At 72.0% G+C, this 21,860-nt stretch carries 19 protein-coding genes; 11 read left to right on the plus strand and 8 right to left on the minus strand.

From position 1 onward, the window contains the following. Window positions 1-190: 190 nt before the first annotated feature. Window positions 191-1,339: an ROK family transcriptional regulator gene (locus RVR_RS20950; RefSeq protein ID WP_202235319.1), complete on the plus strand. Its 1,149-nt coding sequence runs from the start codon at window positions 191-193 to the stop codon at window positions 1,337-1,339. Window positions 1,340-1,521: 182 nt separating this feature from the next. Here the strand turns inward: RVR_RS20950 and RVR_RS20955 are convergent, their stop codons facing one another. The 3 genes from RVR_RS20955 to RVR_RS20965 are packed head-to-tail and all read right to left on the minus strand — an operon-like array spanning window position 1,522 to window position 3,070. Beyond that, the gene (locus RVR_RS20955; RefSeq protein WP_202235320.1) at window positions 1,522-1,872 is read right to left on the minus strand and encodes a hypothetical protein; all 351 of its coding nucleotides are present in this window, start codon (window positions 1,870-1,872) and stop codon (window positions 1,522-1,524) included. Continuing rightward, complete coding sequence (locus RVR_RS20960; RefSeq protein ID WP_202235321.1) at window positions 1,869-2,540, minus strand: Asp23/Gls24 family envelope stress response protein; 672 nt, start codon at window positions 2,538-2,540, stop codon at window positions 1,869-1,871. Before RVR_RS20960 ends, RVR_RS20955 begins: the two co-directional genes overlap by 4 nt. Then, entirely contained in the window at window positions 2,531-3,070 is a 540-nt protein-coding gene (locus RVR_RS20965; protein WP_202238849.1) for an RNA polymerase sigma factor, read from the minus strand. The genes RVR_RS20960 and RVR_RS20965 overlap by 10 nt, the downstream gene beginning before the upstream one ends. A 352-nt stretch (window positions 3,071-3,422) precedes the next feature. Between RVR_RS20965 and RVR_RS20970 the strand changes: the two genes are divergently transcribed. From RVR_RS20970 to RVR_RS20985, 5 genes are all read left to right on the plus strand, one after another. Next, window positions 3,423-3,920 (plus strand): Asp23/Gls24 family envelope stress response protein, encoded by a 498-nt coding sequence (locus tag RVR_RS20970; protein WP_202235322.1) that lies wholly within the window; start codon window positions 3,423-3,425, stop codon window positions 3,918-3,920. 163 nt (window positions 3,921-4,083) lie between these two features. After that, window positions 4,084-4,269 (plus strand): hypothetical protein, encoded by a 186-nt coding sequence (locus tag RVR_RS20975; RefSeq protein ID WP_202235323.1) that lies wholly within the window; start codon window positions 4,084-4,086, stop codon window positions 4,267-4,269. Between the two features lie 941 nt (window positions 4,270-5,210). After that, entirely contained in the window at window positions 5,211-5,639 is a 429-nt protein-coding gene (locus RVR_RS39185; protein WP_430393241.1) for a DUF6286 domain-containing protein, read from the plus strand. 1,278 nt (window positions 5,640-6,917) lie between these two features. Next, complete coding sequence (locus RVR_RS20980; RefSeq protein ID WP_237404876.1) at window positions 6,918-9,677, plus strand: lectin; 2,760 nt, start codon at window positions 6,918-6,920, stop codon at window positions 9,675-9,677. Between the two features lie 225 nt (window positions 9,678-9,902). Further along, the gene (locus RVR_RS20985; protein ID WP_202235324.1) at window positions 9,903-10,868 is read left to right on the plus strand and encodes an alpha/beta fold hydrolase; all 966 of its coding nucleotides are present in this window, start codon (window positions 9,903-9,905) and stop codon (window positions 10,866-10,868) included. A 565-nt stretch (window positions 10,869-11,433) separates the two neighbouring features. On the opposite strand, the gene RVR_RS37800 is transcribed toward RVR_RS20985, so the two are convergent. The 3 genes from RVR_RS37800 to RVR_RS21000 all read right to left on the minus strand — a co-directional run bounded on the left by RVR_RS37800 (window position 11,434) and on the right by RVR_RS21000 (window position 13,946). Continuing rightward, a complete protein-coding gene (locus RVR_RS37800; RefSeq protein WP_237404877.1) occupies window positions 11,434-12,615 on the minus strand; it encodes a helix-turn-helix domain-containing protein in 1,182 nt (393 codons plus the stop codon). An 18-nt stretch (window positions 12,616-12,633) separates the two neighbouring features. Then, a complete protein-coding gene (locus RVR_RS20995; RefSeq protein WP_202235325.1) occupies window positions 12,634-13,089 on the minus strand; it encodes a tellurite resistance TerB family protein in 456 nt (151 codons plus the stop codon). A gap of 281 nt (window positions 13,090-13,370) precedes the next feature. Further along, the gene (locus RVR_RS21000; protein ID WP_202235326.1) at window positions 13,371-13,946 is read right to left on the minus strand and encodes a TerD family protein; all 576 of its coding nucleotides are present in this window, start codon (window positions 13,944-13,946) and stop codon (window positions 13,371-13,373) included. A gap of 140 nt (window positions 13,947-14,086) precedes the next feature. Between RVR_RS21000 and arfB the strand changes: the two genes are divergently transcribed. Further along, window positions 14,087-14,512, plus strand: a complete 426-nt coding sequence (gene arfB / locus RVR_RS21005; protein ID WP_202235327.1) for an alternative ribosome rescue aminoacyl-tRNA hydrolase ArfB — start codon at window positions 14,087-14,089, stop codon at window positions 14,510-14,512. A gap of 21 nt (window positions 14,513-14,533) precedes the next feature. Here arfB and RVR_RS21010 read toward each other — a convergent pair whose 3' ends face one another. Beyond that, a complete protein-coding gene (locus RVR_RS21010) occupies window positions 14,534-15,046 on the minus strand; it encodes a flavin reductase family protein (RefSeq protein WP_202235328.1) in 513 nt (170 codons plus the stop codon). A 335-nt stretch (window positions 15,047-15,381) separates the two neighbouring features. On the opposite strand from RVR_RS21010, the gene cdgB reads away from it, so the two are divergent. The 4 genes from cdgB (at window position 15,382) to RVR_RS21030 (ending at window position 20,599) form a co-directional block, all read left to right on the plus strand. Then, entirely contained in the window at window positions 15,382-17,040 is a 1,659-nt protein-coding gene (cdgB, locus tag RVR_RS21015) for a diguanylate cyclase CdgB (protein ID WP_202235329.1), read from the plus strand. Window positions 17,041-17,216: 176 nt separating this feature from the next. Beyond that, window positions 17,217-18,419: a sensor histidine kinase gene (locus RVR_RS21020; RefSeq protein WP_202235330.1), complete on the plus strand. Its 1,203-nt coding sequence runs from the start codon at window positions 17,217-17,219 to the stop codon at window positions 18,417-18,419. A 302-nt stretch (window positions 18,420-18,721) separates the two neighbouring features. Then, entirely contained in the window at window positions 18,722-19,453 is a 732-nt protein-coding gene (locus RVR_RS21025) for a response regulator (RefSeq protein WP_202235331.1), read from the plus strand. Between the two features lie 168 nt (window positions 19,454-19,621). Then, the gene (locus tag RVR_RS21030) at window positions 19,622-20,599 is read left to right on the plus strand and encodes a quinone oxidoreductase family protein (protein WP_202235332.1); all 978 of its coding nucleotides are present in this window, start codon (window positions 19,622-19,624) and stop codon (window positions 20,597-20,599) included. Between the two features lie 88 nt (window positions 20,600-20,687). Here the strand turns inward: RVR_RS21030 and RVR_RS21035 are convergent, their stop codons facing one another. After that, window positions 20,688-21,827, minus strand: coding sequence for a threonine aldolase family protein (locus tag RVR_RS21035; RefSeq protein WP_202235333.1), 1,140 nt, complete (start codon window positions 21,825-21,827; stop codon window positions 20,688-20,690). Between the last annotated feature and the right edge of the window lie 33 nt (window positions 21,828-21,860).

Raw genomic sequence — 21,860 nt, forward strand, 5'->3', positions numbered from 1 at the left:
ACCGGACGGCGGCCCGGCCACCTCGGCCTCCCGCGCCACCCGGTGGCGTACCATGCCAGCAATCAAGGCCGTCGAAGAGGCGGCGGTCCCATGCCGCGTCCGTCGTCCCAGGCTGGGAGAGGCACAGTTGGCGACCATCGACAGCGGCGGTGACAGACCGCCGATCCGACGCGGAACCAACCTGCCGCGCATGGGCGACTACAACGAGTCCGTCGTCCTCGACGCCATCCGCCGCCACCCTTCCGGTCTGAGCCGGGTCGAACTCGCCCAGGCCACCGGGCTGTCCGCCCAGACCGTCTCGAACATCACCCGCCGCCTGCTCGACCAGGGCGTGGCCCGCGAATCCGGCAAGCAGAGCTCCGGCCCGGGCAAGCCGCGCACCCTCCTCGAAGTCGTCCCCACCGCCCGCTACGCGGTGGGGGTACACCTCGACCCGGCGATCATCACCTACGTTCTGGTGGACCTGCTCGGCACGGTGGTGGCGCACTACAGCGAGCGCACACCGCGAGGTGGAGGCTCTGACCAGATCGTGGCGGACATGGCCGAGTCCGTGGCCACCCTGATCGACAGCGCCGGTATCGACGCCGAACGCCTGCTGGGACTCGGCATCGCTGCGCCCGGCCCCCTCGACAATGCGGCAGGCCAGGTCCTCGACCCTCCCGAACTCCAGGGGTGGGGCAGCTACCCCCTGCGTGACCGGCTCAGCGAGGCCACCGGTCACCCGGTCCTCCTCGACAAGGACGTCACCGCCGCTGTCGTCGCCGAGCGCTGGGCCGGCGCCGCCACCGCGAGTCACAACCTCCTGTTCTTCTACTTCGGTACCGGCTCGGGCATGGGACTGGTGGTGCAGGACACGGTGCTCCGCGGCGTCTCCGGCAACGCGGGCGAGGTCGGCGGCCTCGGTGCGGGCTGCTCGATCCGGACCCTCGTCGACGAGGCGATCGCGCTCGGCGTACTCGGTGCCGAGTTCACCGTGCTGGATCCAGCCGACGCCCCGCGCGGGGTGGAGCGGTTGGCCACTCTGGTCACCGAGGGGGATGCCGCTGCCAAGGACCTGATCGACCGCTTGGCGGTGCGCATCGGCCGCGGTGTGTGTGCCGCCGCCACGCTCCTCGACGTCGACACCATCGTCTTCGGTGGCACGACCTGGCAGGTGCTGGCCCATCATCTTCTTCCCGTCATCGAGCCGATGGTCGCGCGGTCCCCGTTCGTGAAGGCCACGCACCCGACGGCGGTCATCACCACCACCCTCGGTGAGAACGTCGCGGCTGTGGGAGCCGCGTCCCTCGTGCTGGATCAGGCGCTCTCGGCGCAGCCCACTTCGCTCCTGTTGGGCTGATCCCGCCGCCGTCACGATCTTCGCCGGACCTGGCAGCGGACGGATGAGCCTGTCTTCTTCCGGCCCGGCCCCTCCCAGCGCCGGACCCGAACTCGTCCCGACTCGAACCCGGGATTCGATCCGGTTGCGGTCCGCCTCGTCTGGGCCCTGGGCGAGGCCGAACGAGGCTCGGGGCCATCCCGTCAGACGATCCCGCTGATGGTGACCGTGACGCTGACCGGCTGAGACTTGTCGTCCGGGAACGCCACCATCAGAGCCGTCGTGGCGGCTTCCCGTATCGCTCGGGCGACGTCCAGCGCGCGGTGGCCGCGGCTGGCGACGACGTGGATGCTCACCGCCCACGGTTCGGGACCCGGACCCCGGACAAGGCGAACACCCTCGGTCGGCCGACCCGGCGATCCGAGCGGCACCGATCGTATGGACGCTCGCAGTAGCCCATGCAGACTCGGCTTGAGGAAGGCCACCCCAGGCACTTGGCGGACGGCGGCGGCGACTTGCGCGGCGAGGGCCTCGCCGGCGGCATGCTGGTTCATCGGGTCCGTCCTTCGCTGGGTACCTCGCCGAGGAGATCGGTGAGGCGCACGTCGACCGTCGCCACGGGCATGCCCAATTGCTGATCAGCGGCCTCGAACACCTCCCGACGCACCTGATCCGCGAGTTCGTCGAGGTCGGGAGCGAACGGGAAGGTCACCTCCAGATGCACCCGAACCGGCTCCCGGCCGGTCTGCGGTCCGGTGCGGGTGCGTGCGGCCGGACCGGTGAACGCGTCCAGCGAGGGCGCAATACGGCACGAACCGGCCTGCACGCCGGGCAGTGATTCCGCTGCGGCGCGGAGCACCCGGGCGGCGGTTGCCTCGGTGATCCACGCGTCCTCCTCGGGCTCGCCGAGAGGGAGAGTACGGCCGGGCCGCAGCTCCAGTCGGACCACGTCCATGACACGCTCGGCGAGGGAGGTGGTGTCCAGCGGCGGAGGGGTGTCGGAGCGCAGCTGCTGGATCGCGTCTCCGAGCAGATCAAGATCCGACAGTGCCGCTGAGCAGTGGGGGCACAGCGCCGTGTGTGCGTCGCTCTCCCCGTTGTCCTGAGACTCCCACACCTCGGAGAGCATCCGGCCACAGAGCAGTTGCTCGTCCTCGGGAAGCGGCTCCGGTGCCTGGCCTGGCCGGCTGCTGCCGGTTCCCGGGTTGTTGGTCATCGCCATGCGCCCATCGCCTCCGTCAGGCCGCGTCGTGCACGGAAGATGCGGCCGCGAACCGCTTGCGGGCTGATCCCGACCAGTTCGGCGATCTCCTCGTACGTCTGTCCGTTCAACTCTCTGAGCACCCAGCAGGCCCGCTGCTCGGGTGAGAGCAGGGTCATCGCCTGGGCGAGGGCCTGCGTCGCGGCCCTCGACTCGGTCACGCGCTCGGGTGAGGTCTGATGGTCGGGCGCCGGCAGTTCAGGGGCGCCGTCCAGCGGAACGACGGGGCGGCGCGCCCGGAGGACATTCAGACAGCGGTTGGTGACGATGCGGTACATCCACGTGTTGAACCGGGCTTCGCCTCGGAACTCCGGCAGTCGGCGCCATGCGCTGACAAAGCCGTCCTGAACGGCGTCCTCGGCCTCCGCGCGGTTTCCGAGCAGTCGTTCTGCGAGTTGCAGCAGCGGTGCGGCGTGCCGCTGTACCAGTGCGGAGAAGGCGTCTTCGTCGCCTTCTCCGGCGCGGACGGCCAGCAATTCGTCGGCCGGCAATTCGTCGGCCGGCGTTTCGGACGACGGCGGATGAGTCGGCGGATGTTCCCGTGGATGCACCGACGGTCTTGCCGACGACGGTGTGGCCGTAGGCGCGGCGACAGTCTCAGTGGCGCCGGGCGGCGCTGTGCTGCCGGTGTTTGCGCTGCCCGGCCTGGTGATTTTGCGGTACCCCGACACGCGGCGGCTCCTTTCGTTCGCTCATTGTCTTCGACACGCGAAGCCGTCGGATGTCACGCCGACAGGGCAGATCAACGCGAAAAAAATCTCCACCGCGGATGCGTGACGAAGTGCTGTCAGCAGGGTCCAACCAAGTAACCGCACGCGATGGCAACGCACGAAGGAGGCAGCGATGACGGCACAGCAGGTCGAGGCGCCCGCACGCAAGGCAGTTGAGGGCTCCGCGAGGTCCGGTGAGGGTGCCACGACGGTCAGCGGCGGCAGGGTCGGCGTGAGCGAGCCGGCCGCCAACAGGGGAAAGACGTCCATCGCCGACGTGGTCGTCGTCAAGATCGCGGGCATGGCCGCGCGCGAGATTCCGGGTGTCTATGACATGGGCGGTGGCCTGTCCCGCACGATCGGGGCTGTTCGTGATCGCGTGCCCGGGTCCCGGCCGAACGTCGGGCGTGGCGTGAAGGTCGAGGTCGGTGAGCGCCAGGCGGCGGTGGATCTGGACCTCATCGTCGAGTACGGCGTTCCCATCGCCGACGTCGCCCGTGACGTCCGCGAGAACGTCATCGTGGCCGTGGAGCGCGTCACCGGCCTGGAGGTCGTCGAGGTCAACGTCGCAGTCAACGACGTGCATCTGCTGGATGGCGAAGAGCCGACATCGGATGCGCGTGTGGAGTGATATCGACTCGGCACGGCGGTCCCCAAGCCCGCGCGGACAAGTTGAGGTCAGCCTGAATCCTGGGCCAGGCGATGCCTGGCAGTTCGATGGGCCACGCCCTGGTCCGGTCCGCGATCCGGCTCCACATCCTTTCCAGTGTCGGTACGTCGGGTGAGGTGAAGAAATGAGCAGAGCAGTGGTCGGAATGCTGGTGGGCATGGCACTGGCGTTCGCCGGGTGGTTCGGAGGATTCGGGGCGTTCGTCCTTGTGGCGGCTCTCGGTGCGGTGGGGTTCGCTGGCGGCCGGCTGGTGGAGGGGGACGTCGATTGGCGCGAAATCCTCAACACGAGCAGTAGGAGTCGAAGGTGACCGCGGCGGCTGAGCGTGGCGCGACCGTCATTGCCGACCGGGTGGTGCGCCGCATTGTCGAGCGTGCCGCCACCGAGGCCCTACCCGGACGTCAGGTTGACGTCTGCCGCGCCTCCTCGACCGTGCGGGGCTCTCGTGTATCGGTGGCGGTTTCGGTCAGCGTGCCCTATCCGCTAGAACTCGAGAACGCCGGCGACGCCGTCAAGGACCACATCGTCAGCCGTGCCGGGGAGTTGACGGGACTGACGGTGAGGCCACCGCGTGTACTCATTGCCGCCCTGCCTCTGGCTAGAGATAGGGATAGGGAGGAGCGCCTCTCCCGAGCCCGCCAGGATGCGATTGGCGTCCGGGACGTCCGGCCAGGCGCCGCGCCGAGCCAGGAAGGGCGAGCAGATGCACCAGGACTGCCCGAGAGACCCCGAAGTCCGGATGGGCATGCGCTTGGTGTGCCCCGCGATCGGACCGGGCCGCCCGGTGAGGACAAATCCACTGCGGGTGCACGAGAACTTGCAGCTGGGATTGACGGTCCCGATCCCCCCAGCAGGGCGCCCGAATATGCAGCTGCTCACGGTGGTTCGGAAGCACGTAATTCGACAGCGGACAAAGCGATAGGGGGTAGCGGCTGGCGTTCGGTGCAGAGATCGTCGGCACCGAAGGTACAGCTTCGTCGGCCTGGCCGTCGGGTGTGGGTCGCGCGGCGCCTGCCGATGGCTGCGGTGATGCTGGTGGGCTCGATCTGCGTCGCGCTGCTGCTGGCCGATGTGGTTGCCGTCCATGCGACCGGGCGTGCTCCGGCCCCATGGAGGGTGCGGCTACTGGACGCGTTGGAGCGCCACGGACCAGGGCAGCATGCGGTGACGCTCGCTGGCCTCGTCGCGGCGCTGGTGGGGATCTGGTTGCTGTGCCTCGCGCTCACGCCTGGACGCCGCGGGCTGCTGACCATGGACCTGGGACCGTTCGGACGCGTGGCGCCGGGTAGCGGTGAAGGTGCCCTTGGTGCCAGCTCTTGGTCCGACCCTGGCTCAAATGTCGGAATAGCCTCGCAGACACCGCTGTCTCTGCGCGCCACCGTGGAACGCCGCACCGTCGCGTACGTGGTGTGTGATGCCGTCGCGGACGTCCCGGGGATAGCCGGCCCGCGCGCGACGGTGGGCCGCCGTCGTGTACGGGTCCACGCGCAGGTAGCGTTCGGCGACCGGGAGGAGGGCCGGGCGTCAGTCAGCGCGGCAGCCGAGCGGGCACTCCGAGGCATGAAGTTGGTTCACTCACCTCGGTTGCGCTGTGCGGTCCGTGCCGCACCGCATTGGCGACCTGTTCAGTCGGCGGTCGACCCAGGTGAGGAGGGGAAGGGAGATGGATCGGACGCGTAGCGTGGTGAACCGTGCGGTCTTGGCGCTGCTCGGTCTGGCGCTGATGGCTGGTGGTGGGTGGCTTGCGTCTGCCGCCCCATCGGTTCGGCATCGTCTTCCTCGCTGGTGGCACCCGCCCATTGCACACACGGTGCTGGTGGGACCTGCGGATCTGGCCAGGATGCGCGCACACGGTTGGTGGACGCCGGTGGTGGTCGCGGTGGCTGCTGTCGCTCTGATAACGGCACTGATCGGTTTGGCCGGGCAAGTGCGAAGGGGCCGCGCCAGAGAACTGCCGCTGTCAGGAGGGGCGGTGCGCGTCCGTACCCGCGCATTGGCTCAGGCGATCGCCGGGCACGCCGACATACCCGGTGTGGCCCGTGCCCGGGTACGGCTGAGCGTCCGGCGAAACCGTATCGACGCCGAGGTACTGATGCGCCTGAGTCCGGGAGCGGATCCGGGGACCGTCACGCGGGAGTTGGCACGTGAGGTGCTGCCCTGGGCCCGTGCGGCCGTCGCGCCACGGCCCATACGGGTCGACGTTCGACTGGCCATGCGTACGGGGCATATCGGACGGGTCCACTGAGTTCGTCGGGTGGCGGTCGCAGTGCGTGCACGGTGCGGTTGCCCGCACGGTCCCCTGCCCGCATAGTTCGTTGCCGTTGCCGTTGCCGTTGCCGTTGCCGTTGCCGCTACCCCGCCCGAGCCCCGTCTTCCCGGCGGCGGCACGCTTCGGCTCCCTTCGCCGCACCGCCCCCGCCCACGGTCGGCCGCTCCCCCCGCCCCCACCCCGCCCCCGGGCACCACGCCCCCGGCCCGGCGCCCGGCCCGGCCTCGGCCCCGGCGCCCGGCCCATGAACCCGGCTACGGCCACCCAGACATCGGATGACGGCTGCCCGCCGTCCGCGTGGCTCGCCCTGGCACCCTCAACCGTCACATGGGCCTCTACCGTTGTCGAACTGTGGGCGGATGTCGCGCCGTTGGGTGCCCGCCGCCGGTGGGGGCCTGCCTCGCTGGATCTCCTACGGAACGAGCGGTGCCTCATTGGTCCGACCGCTTGCGCGCGTCATTGACGTGTTCCTGCCGCATAGCTAACTTCGCCGAGAGCGCTCTCCTCTCGTCGGCGTCCTTAGGGCGCCCCAGAGCCCCGGAGTCCCCCCATGTACGCACTCGCATCAGTACGCGTTCCATCTCCGCATGGCTGGACAACGTTGTCGTACCTCGCTCACCACTCCGGAGTCGCGCTCCCGTGAAGCAGACAACGCTGTCGAACTCACGAACAGAGGAGAAAAACCCGCGATGACACGACTGTCGAGACCACCGGGAGCCGCCGCGATCGGCGTGCTCGCGGCTGCGGCGTTGGCCGTGGCCGGGATGTGTGCCCCTGCGTCGGCGGCCGGGAAGGCCGCGCTGGTGACGTCGCCGGCCACGCTGGTCAACCCGTTGATCGGGACCTCGAACCAGGCCGACGACTTCCCGGGCGCGGACGTGCCGTTCGGCATGGTGCAGTGGAGCCCGGACACGCCGTCACGTCCGGCCGGGGGTGGTTACGAGTACAACGACTCGTCGATCACCGGTTTCAGCCTGACCCATATCGCCGGGCCCGGGTGCGGCGCGGCCGGTGACATCCCGGTGCTGCCCACCGTGGGCGCGGTGAACACCGGGGCGACGGACGCGTTCTCCCACGCCAACGAGTCGGCGTCCGCGGGGTCGTACAAGGTCACGCTCAACAACCAGGTCACCACCGAGCTGACCACGACCACCCGCAGCGGGATGGCGCGGTTCACCTTCCCGTCCAGCACCCAGTCGAACCTGGTCTTCAAGCTGACCGGAAGCCAGAACGGCGACTCCGCGACGCAGTTCACCAAGGTGTCGAGCACCGAGGTGAGCGGGCAGGTGACCAGCGGCCACTTCTGCGGCGCGGGCAACACCTACACCGTGTACTTCGACATGGTCTTCGACCAGCCGTTCGCCTCGGAGGGCAGTTCGGCGGTGAAGGCGACGGCCAGCACCCCCGCGACGTCGGGCACGGCGTCCAAGAACGCCGCGGAGAAGCCGAACGAGCCGGTGCTGCACGGCAAGGCGCCGAAGGCGGCGACCTCGTCCGCGTCGCCGGACGCGTCCGCGTCGAACGGCTACGTCACCTTCAACACCACGTCCAACCCGGTCGTGCAGGCCAAGGTGGGCATCTCGTACGTGTCCGTCGCCAACGCGACCGCGAACCGCACGGCGGAGAACAGCGGCTGGGACTTCAACGCGACCCGCACCGCCGCGCAGAACGCCTGGAACAGCGAGCTGGGCAAGGTGCAGATCGCCGGCGGCACCGCCGCCCAGCAGCAGACCTTCTACACCTCGCTCTACCACTCGTTGCTGCACCCGAACGTGACCAGCGACACCAACGGCCAGTACTACGGCTTCGACGGCAAGACGCACACCGTGGACGCCGGCCACAGCGCGGCGTACGCCAACTACTCCGGCTGGGACATCTACCGTTCGCAGGCCCAGCTCGAAGCGCTGATCGACCCGAAGGCCGCGTCGGACACCGCGCAGTCCATGGTCGACGACTACACCCAGACCGGGATCTTCCCCAAGTGGTCCGAGGACAACGGCGAGTCCTACGTGATGGTCGGCGACCCCGCGGCCGCGATCATCGCGGACTACCACGCCTTCGGCGCCACGCAGTTCGACACCTCCACCGCGCTGACCGACCTGGTCGCGCAGGCCAGCAAGACCAACAACGACCGGCCGGGCCTGAACTACCTCGGCTCGCCCGGGTACATGCCGCACGACGGCAGCTACGGCTGCTGCAACTTCTACGGCCCCGTCGCCACCACGCTGGAGTACAACACCGCCGACTTCGCGCTCTCCGCCCTCGCCGGCGCGCTCGGCGACTCCGGCAACCAGAAGACGTACGCCAACCGCGCGCAGGACTGGCGCAACGTGCTGAACCCGGCGTCCGGGTTCGTCGAGCCGCGCAACGCGAACGGCTCGTGGACCGGCGGCTTCGACCCCACCAGCGGCACCGACATGGTGGAGGCCGACTCCTGGATCTACACCGGCATGGTGCCCTTCGACGTCGGCGGCCTCGCCAAGGCCAAGGGCGGCAACGGCGCGATGAACGACTACCTCGACACCACGCTGCGCAGCTTCACCGGCGCCAACGGCTACGCCTGGGTCGGCAACGAACCCAGCATCGAACTGCCGTGGGAGTACGACTACACCGGAGCGCCCTACAAGACGCAGGGCACGGTGCGGGCGATCCAGGACCAGATCTGGTCGAACACCCCGGCCGGTCTCGCCGACGGCAACGACGACCTCGGCGCGATGAGCGCCTGGTACGTCTGGTCGGCGCTCGGCATGTTCCCGGAGACCCCGGGCACGTCCGACCTCGCCCTCGGCTCGCCGCTGTTCACCCAGGCCGTGGTCACCCTGCCCTCGGGCAAGACGCTCACGATCAACGGCAACGGCGCCGCCGACAACGCCCCCTACGTCCAGTCCGCGGCGTGGAACGGGGCGGCCTGGAACAACGCCTACGCCCCGACCACCGCGATCACCGCCGGCGGCACGCTCGACTACACGCTGGGCACCTCCGCCAACACCTCCTGGGCGACCGCCGCGTCCGCGGCCCCGCCGTCCTACGCCGGTGACACCACCGCACCGGCCTCGCCGAAGATCGGCGCGGTCGTCTCCGGAGTCGCCTCGAACCTGTGCATCGACGACGCGACCTCCGGCACCGCCGACGGCACCCACGTCCAGATCTGGGGCTGCGACGGCACCTACGCGCAGGACTGGATCGTCGCCTCCGACGGGACCCTGCGCACCCTCGGCAAGTGCCTGGACGCGGACCACAGCGGCACCACCAACGGCACGCTGATCCAGCTGTGGACCTGCAACGGCAGCGGCGCCCAGCAGTGGACCGCCGGCTCCAACGGATCGCTGGTCAACCCGGAGTCCAAGCTGTGCCTCGACGACCCGAACTCGTCCACCACCAACGGCACCCAACTCCAGCTGTACACCTGCAACGGTTCGGCCGCGCAGAACTGGAAGCTGCCGAGCTGAGCCGCAACACCCGTACGGCGCCGTCCTGCTGAACGGCGAACCGCGCCCCCGCACGTCCCGTCCGACCGGCCGGGATGCGCGGGGGCGTTTCCGCGCGGCTCTCGCCCGATCGCGGCGCCGCCACGCCGGACCACCCCCGCCGCGGCCTTCCGCGCGCGCCCGACCGCACCTGGTCGTGATAGGGATGCAGTTCTCCCTGCCCGGAAAAACCAGGAGTGTCCCGGTATGACTATCCCTACGCACTGGGCCGCGCTGCCCCGCCCCTCGGGTCCCGCCCGACCCGGCACCGGCACCGGCGCCCGAAGCGGGACCGGTATCGAGGAACGCGAACTCAGCTCCGGCGGCTACCGCTTCGTCTCCCGCGTCGCCTGGTGCGAGGACCCCCGCACCGAGCCCTTCCTCATCCTCGGCGGCTCGTCCCAGGACCGGCTGTCCTGGACCCGGCACGAGCGCGCGCTGCTCCCGCTGGGCCACGTGGTCACCGTGGACCTGCCCGGCTACGGCGGCGCCGCCTTCCTGCCGGCCCGGCTCGGCATCGACTTCCTCGCCGAAGCCGTGCGCGACACCCTCGACGACCTCGGCATGACCCGGGTGAACCTGCTCGGCGCCTGCTTCGGCGGCGCGATCGGGCTGCGCTTCGCCCAGCGCCACCCCGAGCGGGTGGAGCGGCTGATGCTCGTCGGCATGACCAGGGACCTGCCGCAGGACTACACCGACTGCGTGCCGCGCTGGATGGCGATGCTCGCCGAGGGCCGCGGCGACGACATCGCGCGCGAACTGGTGGACCGCTTCATGTCCCCGCCGGGGACCGGGAGCGTGCGGCGGTACGCGGCCGTGTCCCGGCTGCTGTACCGGCAGTTCGCCGAGCGCAGCGTCGAGCAGGTGCGGATGGACGTGGAGCACAACCGCCGTCTGCTGGCCCACGACTGGTACGTCCCGCTGCCGGCGCCCCGGGTGCCCGCGCTGGTGCTCACCGGCGAGCACGACACGCTCACACCGCCCGCCGTGGGGCTGGCCACCGCGCGCTGCCTCGCGGGGGCGTGGTTCACCACGGTCAAGGACGCCGACCACCTCCTCCCGGTGGAGCGCAGCGACGAACTCGGCGATCTCATCGCACGGTTCTGCACGGGTCGTGCGATCGACCCGCTGCCGTACTGCAACCCCGCGACGTACGTGCCCGCCGCCGCGTAGGTGTGCCGCCGGCGCCGCACCGCTGCCACTGCACCGCACGGCCGCCACGGCACCGTCGGGCGGAGGGGTTCGGGTGTCCATATTGGTACGTGTCGCTTTTTGGACAACCCTGCCTGCGGACGGGTGAATTCCCAGGTCGTGGTGGGGTTGGGGACGTGTGTCCGGGTCGGCTGCGGGAAAAGGGCGCTAGGCACCGCACCGCCTGTTCGGATATCAATTCAGCACGGCACTTCGCGGCGTGACTCCCCGTCCGCGAAGCCGCCCAGGCGCCCAGCGCGCCGCCGGCCGCGGTGTCCCCGTATCACTGCGGCCATGTGCCGCCGAGGATCAGGCCGGTCTGCTCGCCCGGCCTCCCGGGGGGGAATCCTCGGTGGCCGTCAGGCGGGGCCTTCCGGCCCGACGGTCCCGCACCGCTCGTCCCCGCGCGTCCACTGCGCGGGGACGAGCGGAAACCCGCACGGTCCCGCACGCACCCACGAGGCACGCGCGTGTGTACGGGTACGAGGGGCGGGTACGGACACGGACGCGCAGGCCGCGGCCCCGCACGCGCGCGCCACCGTCGCGCTCAGGACGGCGGGCGGCCCGTCCGCGCCGCGGGCGGGCGCACCCGGTTCGGCGCGAGCACCCCCATCAGGTTCGGGTCCTGGGCGAGTTTCAGGCCCGCCTCGAAACGGCTGCCCGCGTCCAGCCGGTCCATGAGTTTCGCGATCACCCGCTGCACGGTGCGGCGGTGCACCCCCACCTTGCGGGCGATCTGCTCGTCACCGAGCCCGGCGGCCATCAGCCGGATCACCACCCGCTCCTGCATGGTGAGTTCTGCGCGCCGACCGGCGCCGGCCCCCGCCCCCGACCCGGCCCCCGACCCAGCCCCGGCCCCCGACCCCGACCCCGATCCGGCCCCCGACCCGCCCCCTGACCCCGACCCCGTCGCAGCCCCGGACCGGGAGGACCGCGACCCGGCTCCGCTACCGGCGCGCAGCGCCTCCTCCACCGTCACCGCCCGCAACCAGTAGTCGTCGAAGATCGCGGTGAGCGTCTGCACCAGGGCGGTGCTGCGCACCAGCAGCATGGGGTTGTCGTAGACCGCGTTCGGGTCGGACGGCATGCAGGCCAACTCGTTGTCGTGCAGCAGGATGTCGCACGGCGCGTGGTCGAGGAGCCGCACGCTGACGCCCAGGTCGGCGACCTCCCGCAGGTAGTGCAGGTACCTGGACGTCTGCACGAGGGACAGCGGGTAGATGGCCCGCAGCCGGACGCCACGCTTGACCAGCTGCGCGTCCCGCCGCAGCGAACTCTCCAGCACGTCGACCGGCGGCATCGGCCCCGGGTGCAGCGAGTCGCAGGTGCGCTGGATGGTGGCGGTCAGCGCGTCGAGCACCCGGTGCTTGGACCAGCGGTCGCGGATGTACTCCACCTGCACCTCGGACGCGACGCGCTCCACCGCGGGCCGGTAGACGTGGAGGAGGGCCTGGCCGGCCTCGCGCAGGGCCCGGGACCGGCGGGCCTGGTCCTCGGTGGCCAGGTGGTAGGCGTCCAGGGTGCGCACCAGCGCCGTGTCCGGTTCCACCGACTCGACGTGCCCGTCGGCGCGCGCCTCGACCAGCCCGATCTCGGTCAGCCGCCGCAGGGCGGCCCCGGCCTGCTCGGCGTCCAGCCCGGTCGCCGTCCCGAGGTCGCCCTCCACCGCGCTGCCCAGCCGGCGCAGCGCCTCGTACACCGCGAGCGCCCGGTCCTCCTCATCCGGCATCCGCCGGCCCTCCCCGCGTCAGAGGTCGAACTCCGCGGGGTTGAGGCCCACCGCGAAGCACGCCTCGCGTACCACTCCCTGCTCGGACTTGTCGAAGTCGCCGTCCGCGCCGCCGATGACGATACCGATCTGGATGACCGCACGGGCCTCGGTGGGCTTCTTCTGCACCTTGGCCACCTCCTGGAGCACGGCCACCTTGCCGAACTCGAAGTCCGCGGCCAGCCGGTTGAGGTAGTCCTCGAAACGGCGCTGGAGGTCGGCGGCGGGGAAGTTCTGCAGGACGTCGTTGCCCGCGATGAGCGCGGCCACCCGGCGCCGCTCCTCGGGCGCCACGCTGCCGTCGGCCGCGGCCACCAGCGCGCAGATCGCCATGCTGGCGTCGCGGAAGGCGCCGCTCTTCAGGTCGTTCTTCTTCGCCGTGAGCTGCGTCTGCATGCCCTGGGCGGATTCCTTGAAGCGGTCCCACAGTGCCATGGCGTCTCTCCTGAGCGTGTGTCGGTACGGGGCCGCGCTGCGGTCGTACGGGTCGTCGCTGTTCCGTACCGAGAACTCGCGCGGACCGTAAAGGAGTTCCCAAGGGCTGCGGGCCGACCGGGGCGGGCGCGGGCCGTTTCCCCTGGTACGCGGCCGGGTTCCGCGGTTGGTGCCGGGCGTGTTCGCTGCGGGCGAACGGGTGCACGTGCGCACGGGGTGCACATGCCGACGGCTCCCGCCGCGCCGGCCGGTGCCGGGCGGGGGAGCCGTCCGCGGGGACGTCAGAGGTTGACGCCGAAGTCCGACGCGATGCCGGCCAGACCGGAGGCGTACCCCTGGCCGATGGCGCGGAACTTCCACTCGGCGCCGTTGCGGTACAGCTCGCCGAAGACCATCGCGGTCTCGGTGGCGGCGTCCTCGCTCAGGTCGTAGCGCGCGATCTCGGAGCCGCCGGCCTGGTTCAGGACGCGGATGTAGGCGTTGCGCACCTGGCCGAAGTTCTGGCTGCGGCTCTCCGCGTCGTAGATCGACACCGGGAAGACGACCTTGTCGACGTCGGCCGGCAGCGCGGCGAGGTTGACGTTGATCTGCTCGTCGTCGCCGTCGCCCTCGCCGGTGACGTTGTCGCCGGTGTGCACGACGGTCTGGTCGGGGCTCTGCTTGTTGTTGAAGAAGACGAAGAAGCCGTCCGAGTGGACCTTGCCGGTCGCGTTCACGGCGATCGCGCTCGCGTCGAGGTCGAAGTCCGTACCGGTGGTGGTGCGGACGTCCCAGCCGAGTCCGACGGTGACGGCGGTCAGGCCGGGTGCCTCCTTCGTCAGCGAGACGTTGCCGCCCTTGGTCAGGCTTACCGCCATGGGAAGTCCCCTTTGTGTGGTCGTGGGTGTTGCGGACGAAAGTACCGTCACCCGTCTGAACGCGGCGCGGGGTTCGTACGGTTCCGTTCCCGCCGGAAATCCCCGTGACGGGGAGGGGGCGGGCGCGCGACCATGGAGTCATGTCCGGGCCACTGATCATCCGCGGCTCGGTCTCCATCCCGGAGGCCGAGCTCATGTGGCGTTTCTCGCGCTCGTCCGGACCGGGCGGCCAGCACGTGAACACCAGCGACAGCCAGGTCGAGCTGCGGTTCGACCTCGCGGCGACCGAGTCCCTGCCGCCGGTGTGGCGGGAGCGCGCGCTGGAGCGGCTGGCGGGGCGCCTGGTGGGCGGGGTGCTCACGGTGCGGGCGTCGGAGCACCGCTCGCAGTGGCGCAACCGGGAGACGGCCGCGGCCCGGATGGCCTCGCTCCTCGGCCAGGCGACGGCCCCGCCGCCCAAGGCGCGCCGCCCCACCCGCATACCCCGGGGGATCAACGAGAAGCGGCTGCGCGAGAAGAAGCAGCGCGGCCAGACGAAGCGGGGCCGCGGCGGAGCCTGGGACTGAGCGCCCGGCGTCCGGCCGCGCTCACGCGAGGTAGCGGTACCGGCCGCGGAAGTACGTGAGCGGGCCGCCCTCGGCGCTCGGGGTGCGCGCGGTCATCACCCTGCCGATCGCGAGCACGTGGTCGCCGGCGACCACGCTCTGCTCGGTCTCGCACTCGAGTATCGCCAGGGCGCCGCCGAGGACGGGGGCGCCGGACGCCTCGCCGCGGTAGTAGGACACGTCCTCGAAGAGCAGCCGGTCGCTGATCCTGCCGCGCATCGCGAACCGCCCGGCGATGTGCCGCTGGCTCTCGCTGAGCACCGACACCGCCCACCGCGGCTGCCGGTCGAGGAGTTCCTCCATCCGGGAGCCGACCCGCACGCTGACGAGCACCAGCGGGGGTTCGAGCGACACGGACATGAACGCCGTCGCGGTCATGCCGACGTCCTCGCCGCGCGGCCCGTCCTCGGGGTCGTGCGCGGTGACGAGGACGACGCCCGCGGACAGGCGTGTCAGGGCGGCGCGGAAGTCGTCGATGCTGGCGGTCTGACCCATGGTGGTCCCAGGATGCCGTCCGGGCGGAGTTCGAAGCACGTCTCCCAACGGTACGGGGCGGTGCCGCGCGGCCGCGTCGGGCTGCGGTCCGATGCCGCGCGGGTAGCGGGACCTAGGTCCGCCGGCCCACGGTCCGTGTCCAACTGCGCACCCGGAGGTGTGACTTGAGTCACAAGCGGTATGAATTGTTGACCCTGTGTACCGGCTGCACAGCTCGCTGTGATTCAGTTGCGTTGTAATTGGAAGACTGTGAATTACGGCGCGGTCGCTACGGCGACCGGGGTATGGGAAACCTCGCTGGAGTTGCCATCCGACCCGTGGGGAGGGCGCTAGGCATGGACACCGAGTCGGAGCCGTATGTCCGTCTCGCGACCCTGCGTCAGCTCCACCAGGTCGTGGCGGACCTCAACACCGCGCGCAGCCTCGCGGACGCGCTCCAGGCCGTCGCCGACGGCGTGGTCCGCGGGCTGGGGTACGAACTGGCCGCGGTGAACCTGGTCCGGCCGGACGGAGACCTCGTGGTGGCCGCGTTCGCCGGGAGCGCCGCGGGGGAGGCGCTGCTGTCCGGGCGGGTCGGCTCGCGCACCTCGTGGGACCGCCGGCTGACCATGGGCGAGCAGTGGGGGACCCTGCGCTTCATCCCGCACACCGAGGGCTGGGTGCTCGTCGACGACGACGTGCCGCAGTGGCACACCGAGGGCCCGCTGCCGCGCTTCCCCGACGAGTGGCACCCCGGCGACCGGCTGTACGCGCCCATGTACGCCTCCCAGGCGGTCGGCAGCGAGCTGATCGGGGTGATATCCGTCGACCGCCCCACCAGCGGCCGCCACCCCGGGCCCTGGGGCTGCGAGGCCCTGCAGATGTACGCCTTCCAGTCCGGCATCGCGATCAGCAACGCCCGGCTGAGGGCGAACATGCAGCGCGCCCTGGTCCGGCTGGAGCGCGACCAGCAGGCGCTGCGGGCCAGCGAGGAGAGCTTCCGGCAGGCCTTCGAGTACGCGCCCAGCGGCATGGCCATCGCCGAGATGGGCGGCGACCAGCACGGCAAGCTGCTGCGTGCCAACGACGCGCTGTGCCGCCTGCTGGGCCGCTCCGCGTCCGTCATGCGCCGCTACTCCTTCTCCGACCTGGTGCACCCCGAGGACGTCGGCGTGCTGCTGCGCACCTCCGCCGAGGGCGGCCGGGCCGAGCTGCGGCTCGCGCGGCGCGACGGCAGCTACGTCTGGGTGAGCCTGCGCAACTCCGTGGTCGCCGACACGACCGACGGCCCGCGCTTCCTGCTCACCCACGTCGAGGACATCGAGGAGCGCAAGAGCCGCGAGCTCCAGCTCGCCCACCGGGCCAGCCACGACTCGCTGACCGGCCTGCCCAACAGCGCCGAGCTGCGCTCCCGGCTGTCCGCCCGGCTGTGCGCGCAGCCCCAGGAACGCGGTGCCGCCGGCGCCTCCGGGCTGCCCGCCGAACCCGAGGGCGGCGACGGCTTCGCCTTCAGCTACGGCTACGGGCCGGACGACCTGGCAGCGCCGCTCTCCTTCGACTCCCACGTCCACACCGTCGCGCCCGACGAGTCCGACGAGGAGGGGGCCGGCAAGGGGCTCGCGGTGCTCTTCTGCGACCTCGACGGCTTCAAGTCCATCAACGACCGGTTCGGGCACCACACCGGCGACGCCGTCCTCATCGAGGTGGCGCGGCGCCTGACCGGGGCGGTGCGCGACGGTGACACCGTTGCCAGGCTCGGCGGCGACGAGTTCGTCGTCCTCGCGGACGGGCTCGCCCCCGCCGACGCGTCGGACCTCACGGTACGGCTGCGCAACGCGATCATCCCGCCGATCCGCGTGGACGGCCGCGCCGTCCGGGTCGGCGCGTCCTTCGGCATCGGATGGGCCGGCTGCGGCATGACCGCGGAGGAGGTCCTCCACTCGGCCGACCAGCGGATGTACGTCGAGAAGCGCTCCCGCGCCACCTCCCGCCCCAACCACCGCCGCGCGGGCTGACGCGGGCCGGCCCGGCGCGCACGCCCCGGGCCACCCCCTGACGCGCGACGGCCGCCACCGGGACGAGGGGTGCCCCCAGGGGCCGGGCACCCCGACCGGATGTCCACCTTGCGGAGTAGCGGGGATCGCTCTGCGGGCTGACCCCGCGACGGGTTGCCGTGCCTACGCTGGGTTATGTGCAGCGCGTCTACGACTTCTTCCGCCGACACCCGACGTGGGTCGACAGCTTCTGGGCTGCCGTCCTGCTGGTGTCGTGCGCGCTGTGGATCACCGTGGACGACTCGCTCCCCCGGCCGCAGCAGATCGTCGCCGTCCCGCTGTCGGTCGCCCTGGCCGCGGTGGTCGCGCTGCGCCGCAGGGCCCCGGAGCGCCTGCTGCTCGTCGCGGTCGCCGTCGGCCTGCTCCAGCTCGCCCTGGACGTGCAGCCCAACCCGGGCAACCTCGCCTTCCTGGTGATCATCTACACCTGCGCGTCGAACGGGGCCCGCTGGTCCTCCCGGCTCGCCCTGGTCGGCGGCCTGGCCGCGGCCCCGGCGTCGATGCTCCGCTGGCCCCCGCACAGCGAGTACTCCACGGTGTGGACGACCCTCCTCCAGACCTTCTTCCTCACCGTGATCTACGCGCTGTCCTGGGTGATCGGCGACCGCCTGCGCACCCGGCGGGCGTACTACGCCGAGCTGGAGGAGCGGGCCGCGCGGCTGCACCGGGAGCGCGAGGCCCAGTCGAAGGCCGCGGTGGCCGCCGAGCGGGCCCGGATCGCCCGCGAGCTGCACGACGTGGTGGCGCACAACGTGTCGGTGATGGTCGTACAGGCCGACGGCGCGGCGTACGTGCTGGACGGCGCGCCGGACCAGGCCAAGCAGGCGCTCACCACCATCTCGACCACCGGGCGGCAGGCGCTCGCCGAGATGCGCCGGCTGCTCGGGCTGCTGCGCGCCGGCGACGACGCGGGCGGCGAGTACGTCCCCCAGCCCGGGGTGGACCAGCTCGCCGACCTCATCGACCAGGTGCGCGGCGCCGGACTGCCGGTGCGCTTCGAGGTGGCCGGGCAGGCCCGCCCGCTGTCCAGCGGGGTCGAGCTGACCGCCTACCGCATCGTGCAGGAAGCGCTCACCAACGTGCGCAAGCACGGCGGCGACGGGGCCAGCGCCAGCGTGCTGCTCGGCTTCGGCGACGCCGCGCTCGACCTGCTCATCGAGGACGACGGCCGGGGCGCGCGGCAGGAGCTGTACGCGCAGGGCGGCCGGGACGGCCTGGGGCAGGGGCTCATCGGCATGCGCGAGCGCATCGGCATGGTCGGCGGCACCCTCACCGCGGGGCCGCGCCCGGGCGGCGGTTTCCGGATCAGCGCGGTGCTCCCGCTGCGCGGCGCGGGATGACGCGCCGGGCCGGCCCGGCAGGCGCCCTGGAGCCCCGGTACACCGCTCGCGCCGCCCTCCCGGCCCCGGACTCCCACCGAGCCGCCGCCGCGCCCTCCGGCGCCCCCTGACGGCCTTCTCGGGCCCCGGGGAGGCCCGCCGATCCTCCGACCCCTTCCGATCCTCCGACCCCTTCCGAGCCGCCGACCCCGGACGATTGCCCCCGCGCCTGCCGGCCCCGAAGTCCGCCGACCTCCGATCTCCGACCTCCGCCCCCCGAACTCCGCGACGACCGCGCACCCGCCCCCGAAAGGACCCGACCGATGGCGATCCGCGTCATGCTCGTTGACGACCAGGCGCTGCTGCGCACCGGCTTCCGGATGGTGCTCGCCGCCCAGCCGGACATGGAGGTCGTGGCCGAGGCGGGCGACGGCGCCGAGGCGCTGGACGTGCTGCGGCACACCCGGGTCGACGTGGTGCTGATGGACGTGCGGATGCCGCGCATGGACGGGGTGGAGGCCACCCGCCGGATCTGCGGCGGCGACCGCAGCGCGGACCGCGGCGCCGCCCAGGGCGCCTCCGGCGCCGAGTCGGGCGCGCCCCGCGTGCTGATCCTGACCACCTTCGACCTCGACGAGTACGCCTTCACCGCCCTCAAGGCCGGCGCCAGCGGCTTCATGCTCAAGGACGTCCCGCCCGACGAGTTGCTGACCGCGATCAGGGCGGTGCACAGCGGCGACGCGGTGGTCGCCCCGAGCACCACCCGCCGGCTGCTGGACCGCTTCACCCCGATGCTGCCCAACGCCGCCGAGGCCGCCGCCGGCCCCACCGCGATCGACCGCCTCACCGACCGCGAGCGCGAGGTCCTGCTGCTGGTCGCCCAGGGCCTGTCCAACGGCGAGATCGCCAGGAAGCTGGTGCTGTCCGAGGCGACCGTCAAGACGCACGTCGGCCGCATCCTCACCAAGCTCGAACTGCGCGACCGGGTCCAGGCGGTGGTGCTCGCCTACGAGTCCGGGCTGGTGCGCGCCGGCGGTGGCGGCGCCGCCCGGTGATCTTCCGGTGAAGGTCGGGAACAACGCGGCTGCACAAGGGAGTTCCCAGGGCAGAATGCGTAACGACCGACAGGCCCGCCGGCACACCCGAACCGGCGGAGGACCGACCACCGGCGCCGCGCCGGCATCACCTCGGCGCGGTGGCCGGAGAGCTAGGGGGAGCACCACATGCGCGCCATCGTCTTCGAGGAGTTCGGCGGACCGGAGGTACTGACCCTCGCCGACGTGCCCGAACCCCGCCCCGGCCCGGGCCGGATCACCGTCGACGTCGCCTACGCGGGGATCAACTTCGCCGACATACTGGCCCGTTCGATCGGCTACCGGGTGCCCGAACTGCCGTTCCGTCCCGGCCTGGAGGTCTCCGGACTGGTCCGCGAGGTCGGCGAGGGCGTCAGCGGCCTCACCCCCGGGCAGGAGGTCGCGGCCTTCCTCGACGGCGGCGGCTACGCCGACGTGGTGGAGGCGCCGGCCGCCGCGGTCTTCGCGGTGCCCGCGGGCATCGACCTGCGCACCGCCGCCACCCTGCCCAGCGTGCTGCCGACCGCCTACGGCCTGCTGCACGAGGTGGCCCGGCTCCGCGAGGGCGACACCGTCCTGGTGCAGGGCGCGGCCGGCGGGGTCGGCACGGTCGCCGGCCAGCTCGCCCGGGCCGGCGGCGCCAGCGCGGTCTTCGGGGTCGTCTCCAGCCTGGACAAGGCCGAGCACGCCCTCAAGTCCGGCTACGACCAGGTGTTCACGACCGACACCTTCGACCGGGAGGTGCTGGCGGCGACCGGCGGCCGCGGCGTGGACATCGCCCTCGACCCGGTCGGCGGCGAGACCTTCAGCCGTACGAAGGCGGTGGTCGCGCGGTTCGGCCGGCTGGTCTCCTTCGGCAACGCCAGCGGCGACGAGCCGTGGCAGGTCGGCCCCGCCGACGTCATGCCGACCGCCCTGACGGTGGGCGGCTTCTCCATCCTCGGGCTGGCCGCCTCGGATCCGGAGCTGCTGCGCGACATAGCCGACCGGGCGTTCCACACCGTCACCGAGGGCGGGGTGGAGCTGCCGGTCAGCGCCGAGTTCACCCTTGAGGAGGCGGCGCGGGCACACGTCCTGGTCGAGTCGCGGACGAGCACCGGCAAGCTGCTGATCAAGGTGGCCGGCTGACCCGGCCGCGCACCGTACGGTCACGGGGGTCGTACGGCGCCGGCCCGGCGCCCGGCGCGCGGCAGGCGTGTCCGGCGCCGGTCCCGGCTCAGCCCAGGCGGGCGGCGAACTCCGCCGCGGCGGCCCGGACGTCGGACTCCGTCCAGGCGAGGGCGGGTTCGGCCACGGTGACCTCGGTCATCGACAGTCCGGGCGGCCCGGGCTCGGTGAAGCGGCGCAGGCCGAAGAGGCTGGTGCCGGTCTCCTCCGCCATCCGCAGCCCGGCGTCGTCCAGGGCCGCCGCGGGATACGGCAGCCACAACTGGAACTGGTGGGTGTGCGGTTCGGCCGGGTGCGTCAGCGGCAGCGTGACCCCCGCGTCCGCCAGTCCCTCGCGCAGGGCCCGGGCCACGGTCCGGGCGTGCTCGACGTAGCGCGGCAGCCGCGGCAGCACCCGTTCCAGGGCGGCCAGCGCGGACAGCGCCGCCGGGAACTGGTGCGCGATCTGGCCGCCGTACCGGTGCCGCCAGGCCTTCGCCTCCGCCACGAAGTCCGCCGGGCCGGCGAGCGCGGCGCCCGACAGGCCGCCGAGGGACTTGTAGAAGCTCACGTACACGCTGTCGGCGAGCCCGGCGATCTCCGGCAGGTCCCGGCCGAAGTGCGGCGTGCACTCCCACAGCCGGGCGCCGTCGAAGTGCACGACCGCGTCACGCTCACGGGCGGCGGCCACCGTCGCGGCCAGCTCGTCCCAGGTCGGCAGCACGAACCCGGCTTCACGCAGGGGCAGTTCGAGCATCAGCGTGCCGAACGGCTCGTCGAGGTCGGCGACCTCGGCCGCGTCCGGCAGCCGTCCGGCCCGCGTCGGGTGCACCGTGCGCAGTCCGGTCACCGTCCGCAGCGCGTCCCGCTCGTACATCTCGGGATGCGCCAGCGGGTGCAGGGCGACCGTGGGGTTCCCGGTCCGGCCCGCCCAGGTGCGCAGGGCCACCTGCTGGGCCATGGTGCCGGTCGGGAAGAACGCGGCGGCCCCGGTGCCGAGCAGTGCGGCGACCCGCGTCTCCAACTCCGCCACGACGCCGTCGCCGTACAGGTCCGCGGGCGCGTCCAGATCCACGCCCGCCGCCTCGGCGTCCTCGGCGAGCAGGGCGGACCACTCCCGCAGGGTGCGGTCGTGGCCGTCCACCAGGACGCGTGAACACGCCGCGACGGCGGCGCGCCGCCGGGCTCGTAGCTGATCCGTCGTTTCCATCCCCAGATTGTGCTCCGCCGCCCCCGGGCCCTC

It is taken from the genome of Streptomyces sp. SN-593 (assembly GCF_016756395.1).
GTDB classification, from domain to species: Bacteria; Actinomycetota; Actinomycetes; order Streptomycetales; family Streptomycetaceae; genus Actinacidiphila; species Actinacidiphila reveromycinica.

Bases quoted from the DNA above. Each gene is read 5' to 3' on its own strand.
- RVR_RS20950 (WP_202235319.1), top strand. From the start codon at position 191: ATGGGCGACTACAACGAGTCCGTCGTCCTCGACGCCATCCGCCGCCAC.
- RVR_RS37800 (WP_237404877.1), bottom strand. From the start codon at position 12,615: ATGCCGGATGAGGAGGACCGGGCGCTCGCGGTGTACGAGGCGCTGCGC.
- RVR_RS20970 (WP_202235322.1), top strand. From the start codon at position 3,423: ATGACGGCACAGCAGGTCGAGGCGCCCGCACGCAAGGCAGTTGAGGGC.
- RVR_RS20960 (WP_202235321.1), bottom strand. From the start codon at position 2,540: ATGGCGATGACCAACAACCCGGGAACCGGCAGCAGCCGGCCAGGCCAG.
- RVR_RS20975 (WP_202235323.1), top strand. From the start codon at position 4,084: ATGAGCAGAGCAGTGGTCGGAATGCTGGTGGGCATGGCACTGGCGTTC.
- cdgB (WP_202235329.1), top strand. From the start codon at position 15,382: ATGGACACCGAGTCGGAGCCGTATGTCCGTCTCGCGACCCTGCGTCAG.
- RVR_RS20955 (WP_202235320.1), bottom strand. From the start codon at position 1,872: ATGAACCAGCATGCCGCCGGCGAGGCCCTCGCCGCGCAAGTCGCCGCC.
- RVR_RS21025 (WP_202235331.1), top strand. From the start codon at position 18,722: ATGGCGATCCGCGTCATGCTCGTTGACGACCAGGCGCTGCTGCGCACC.
- RVR_RS21035 (WP_202235333.1), bottom strand. From the start codon at position 21,827: ATGGAAACGACGGATCAGCTACGAGCCCGGCGGCGCGCCGCCGTCGCG.
- RVR_RS21000 (WP_202235326.1), bottom strand. From the start codon at position 13,946: ATGGCGGTAAGCCTGACCAAGGGCGGCAACGTCTCGCTGACGAAGGAG.
- RVR_RS39185 (WP_430393241.1), top strand. From the start codon at position 5,211: ATGGACCTGGGACCGTTCGGACGCGTGGCGCCGGGTAGCGGTGAAGGT.
- RVR_RS20980 (WP_237404876.1), top strand. From the start codon at position 6,918: ATGACACGACTGTCGAGACCACCGGGAGCCGCCGCGATCGGCGTGCTC.
- RVR_RS21030 (WP_202235332.1), top strand. From the start codon at position 19,622: ATGCGCGCCATCGTCTTCGAGGAGTTCGGCGGACCGGAGGTACTGACC.
- RVR_RS20995 (WP_202235325.1), bottom strand. From the start codon at position 13,089: ATGGCACTGTGGGACCGCTTCAAGGAATCCGCCCAGGGCATGCAGACG.
- RVR_RS21010 (WP_202235328.1), bottom strand. From the start codon at position 15,046: ATGGGTCAGACCGCCAGCATCGACGACTTCCGCGCCGCCCTGACACGC.
- arfB (WP_202235327.1), top strand. From the start codon at position 14,087: ATGTCCGGGCCACTGATCATCCGCGGCTCGGTCTCCATCCCGGAGGCC.
- RVR_RS20985 (WP_202235324.1), top strand. From the start codon at position 9,903: ATGACTATCCCTACGCACTGGGCCGCGCTGCCCCGCCCCTCGGGTCCC.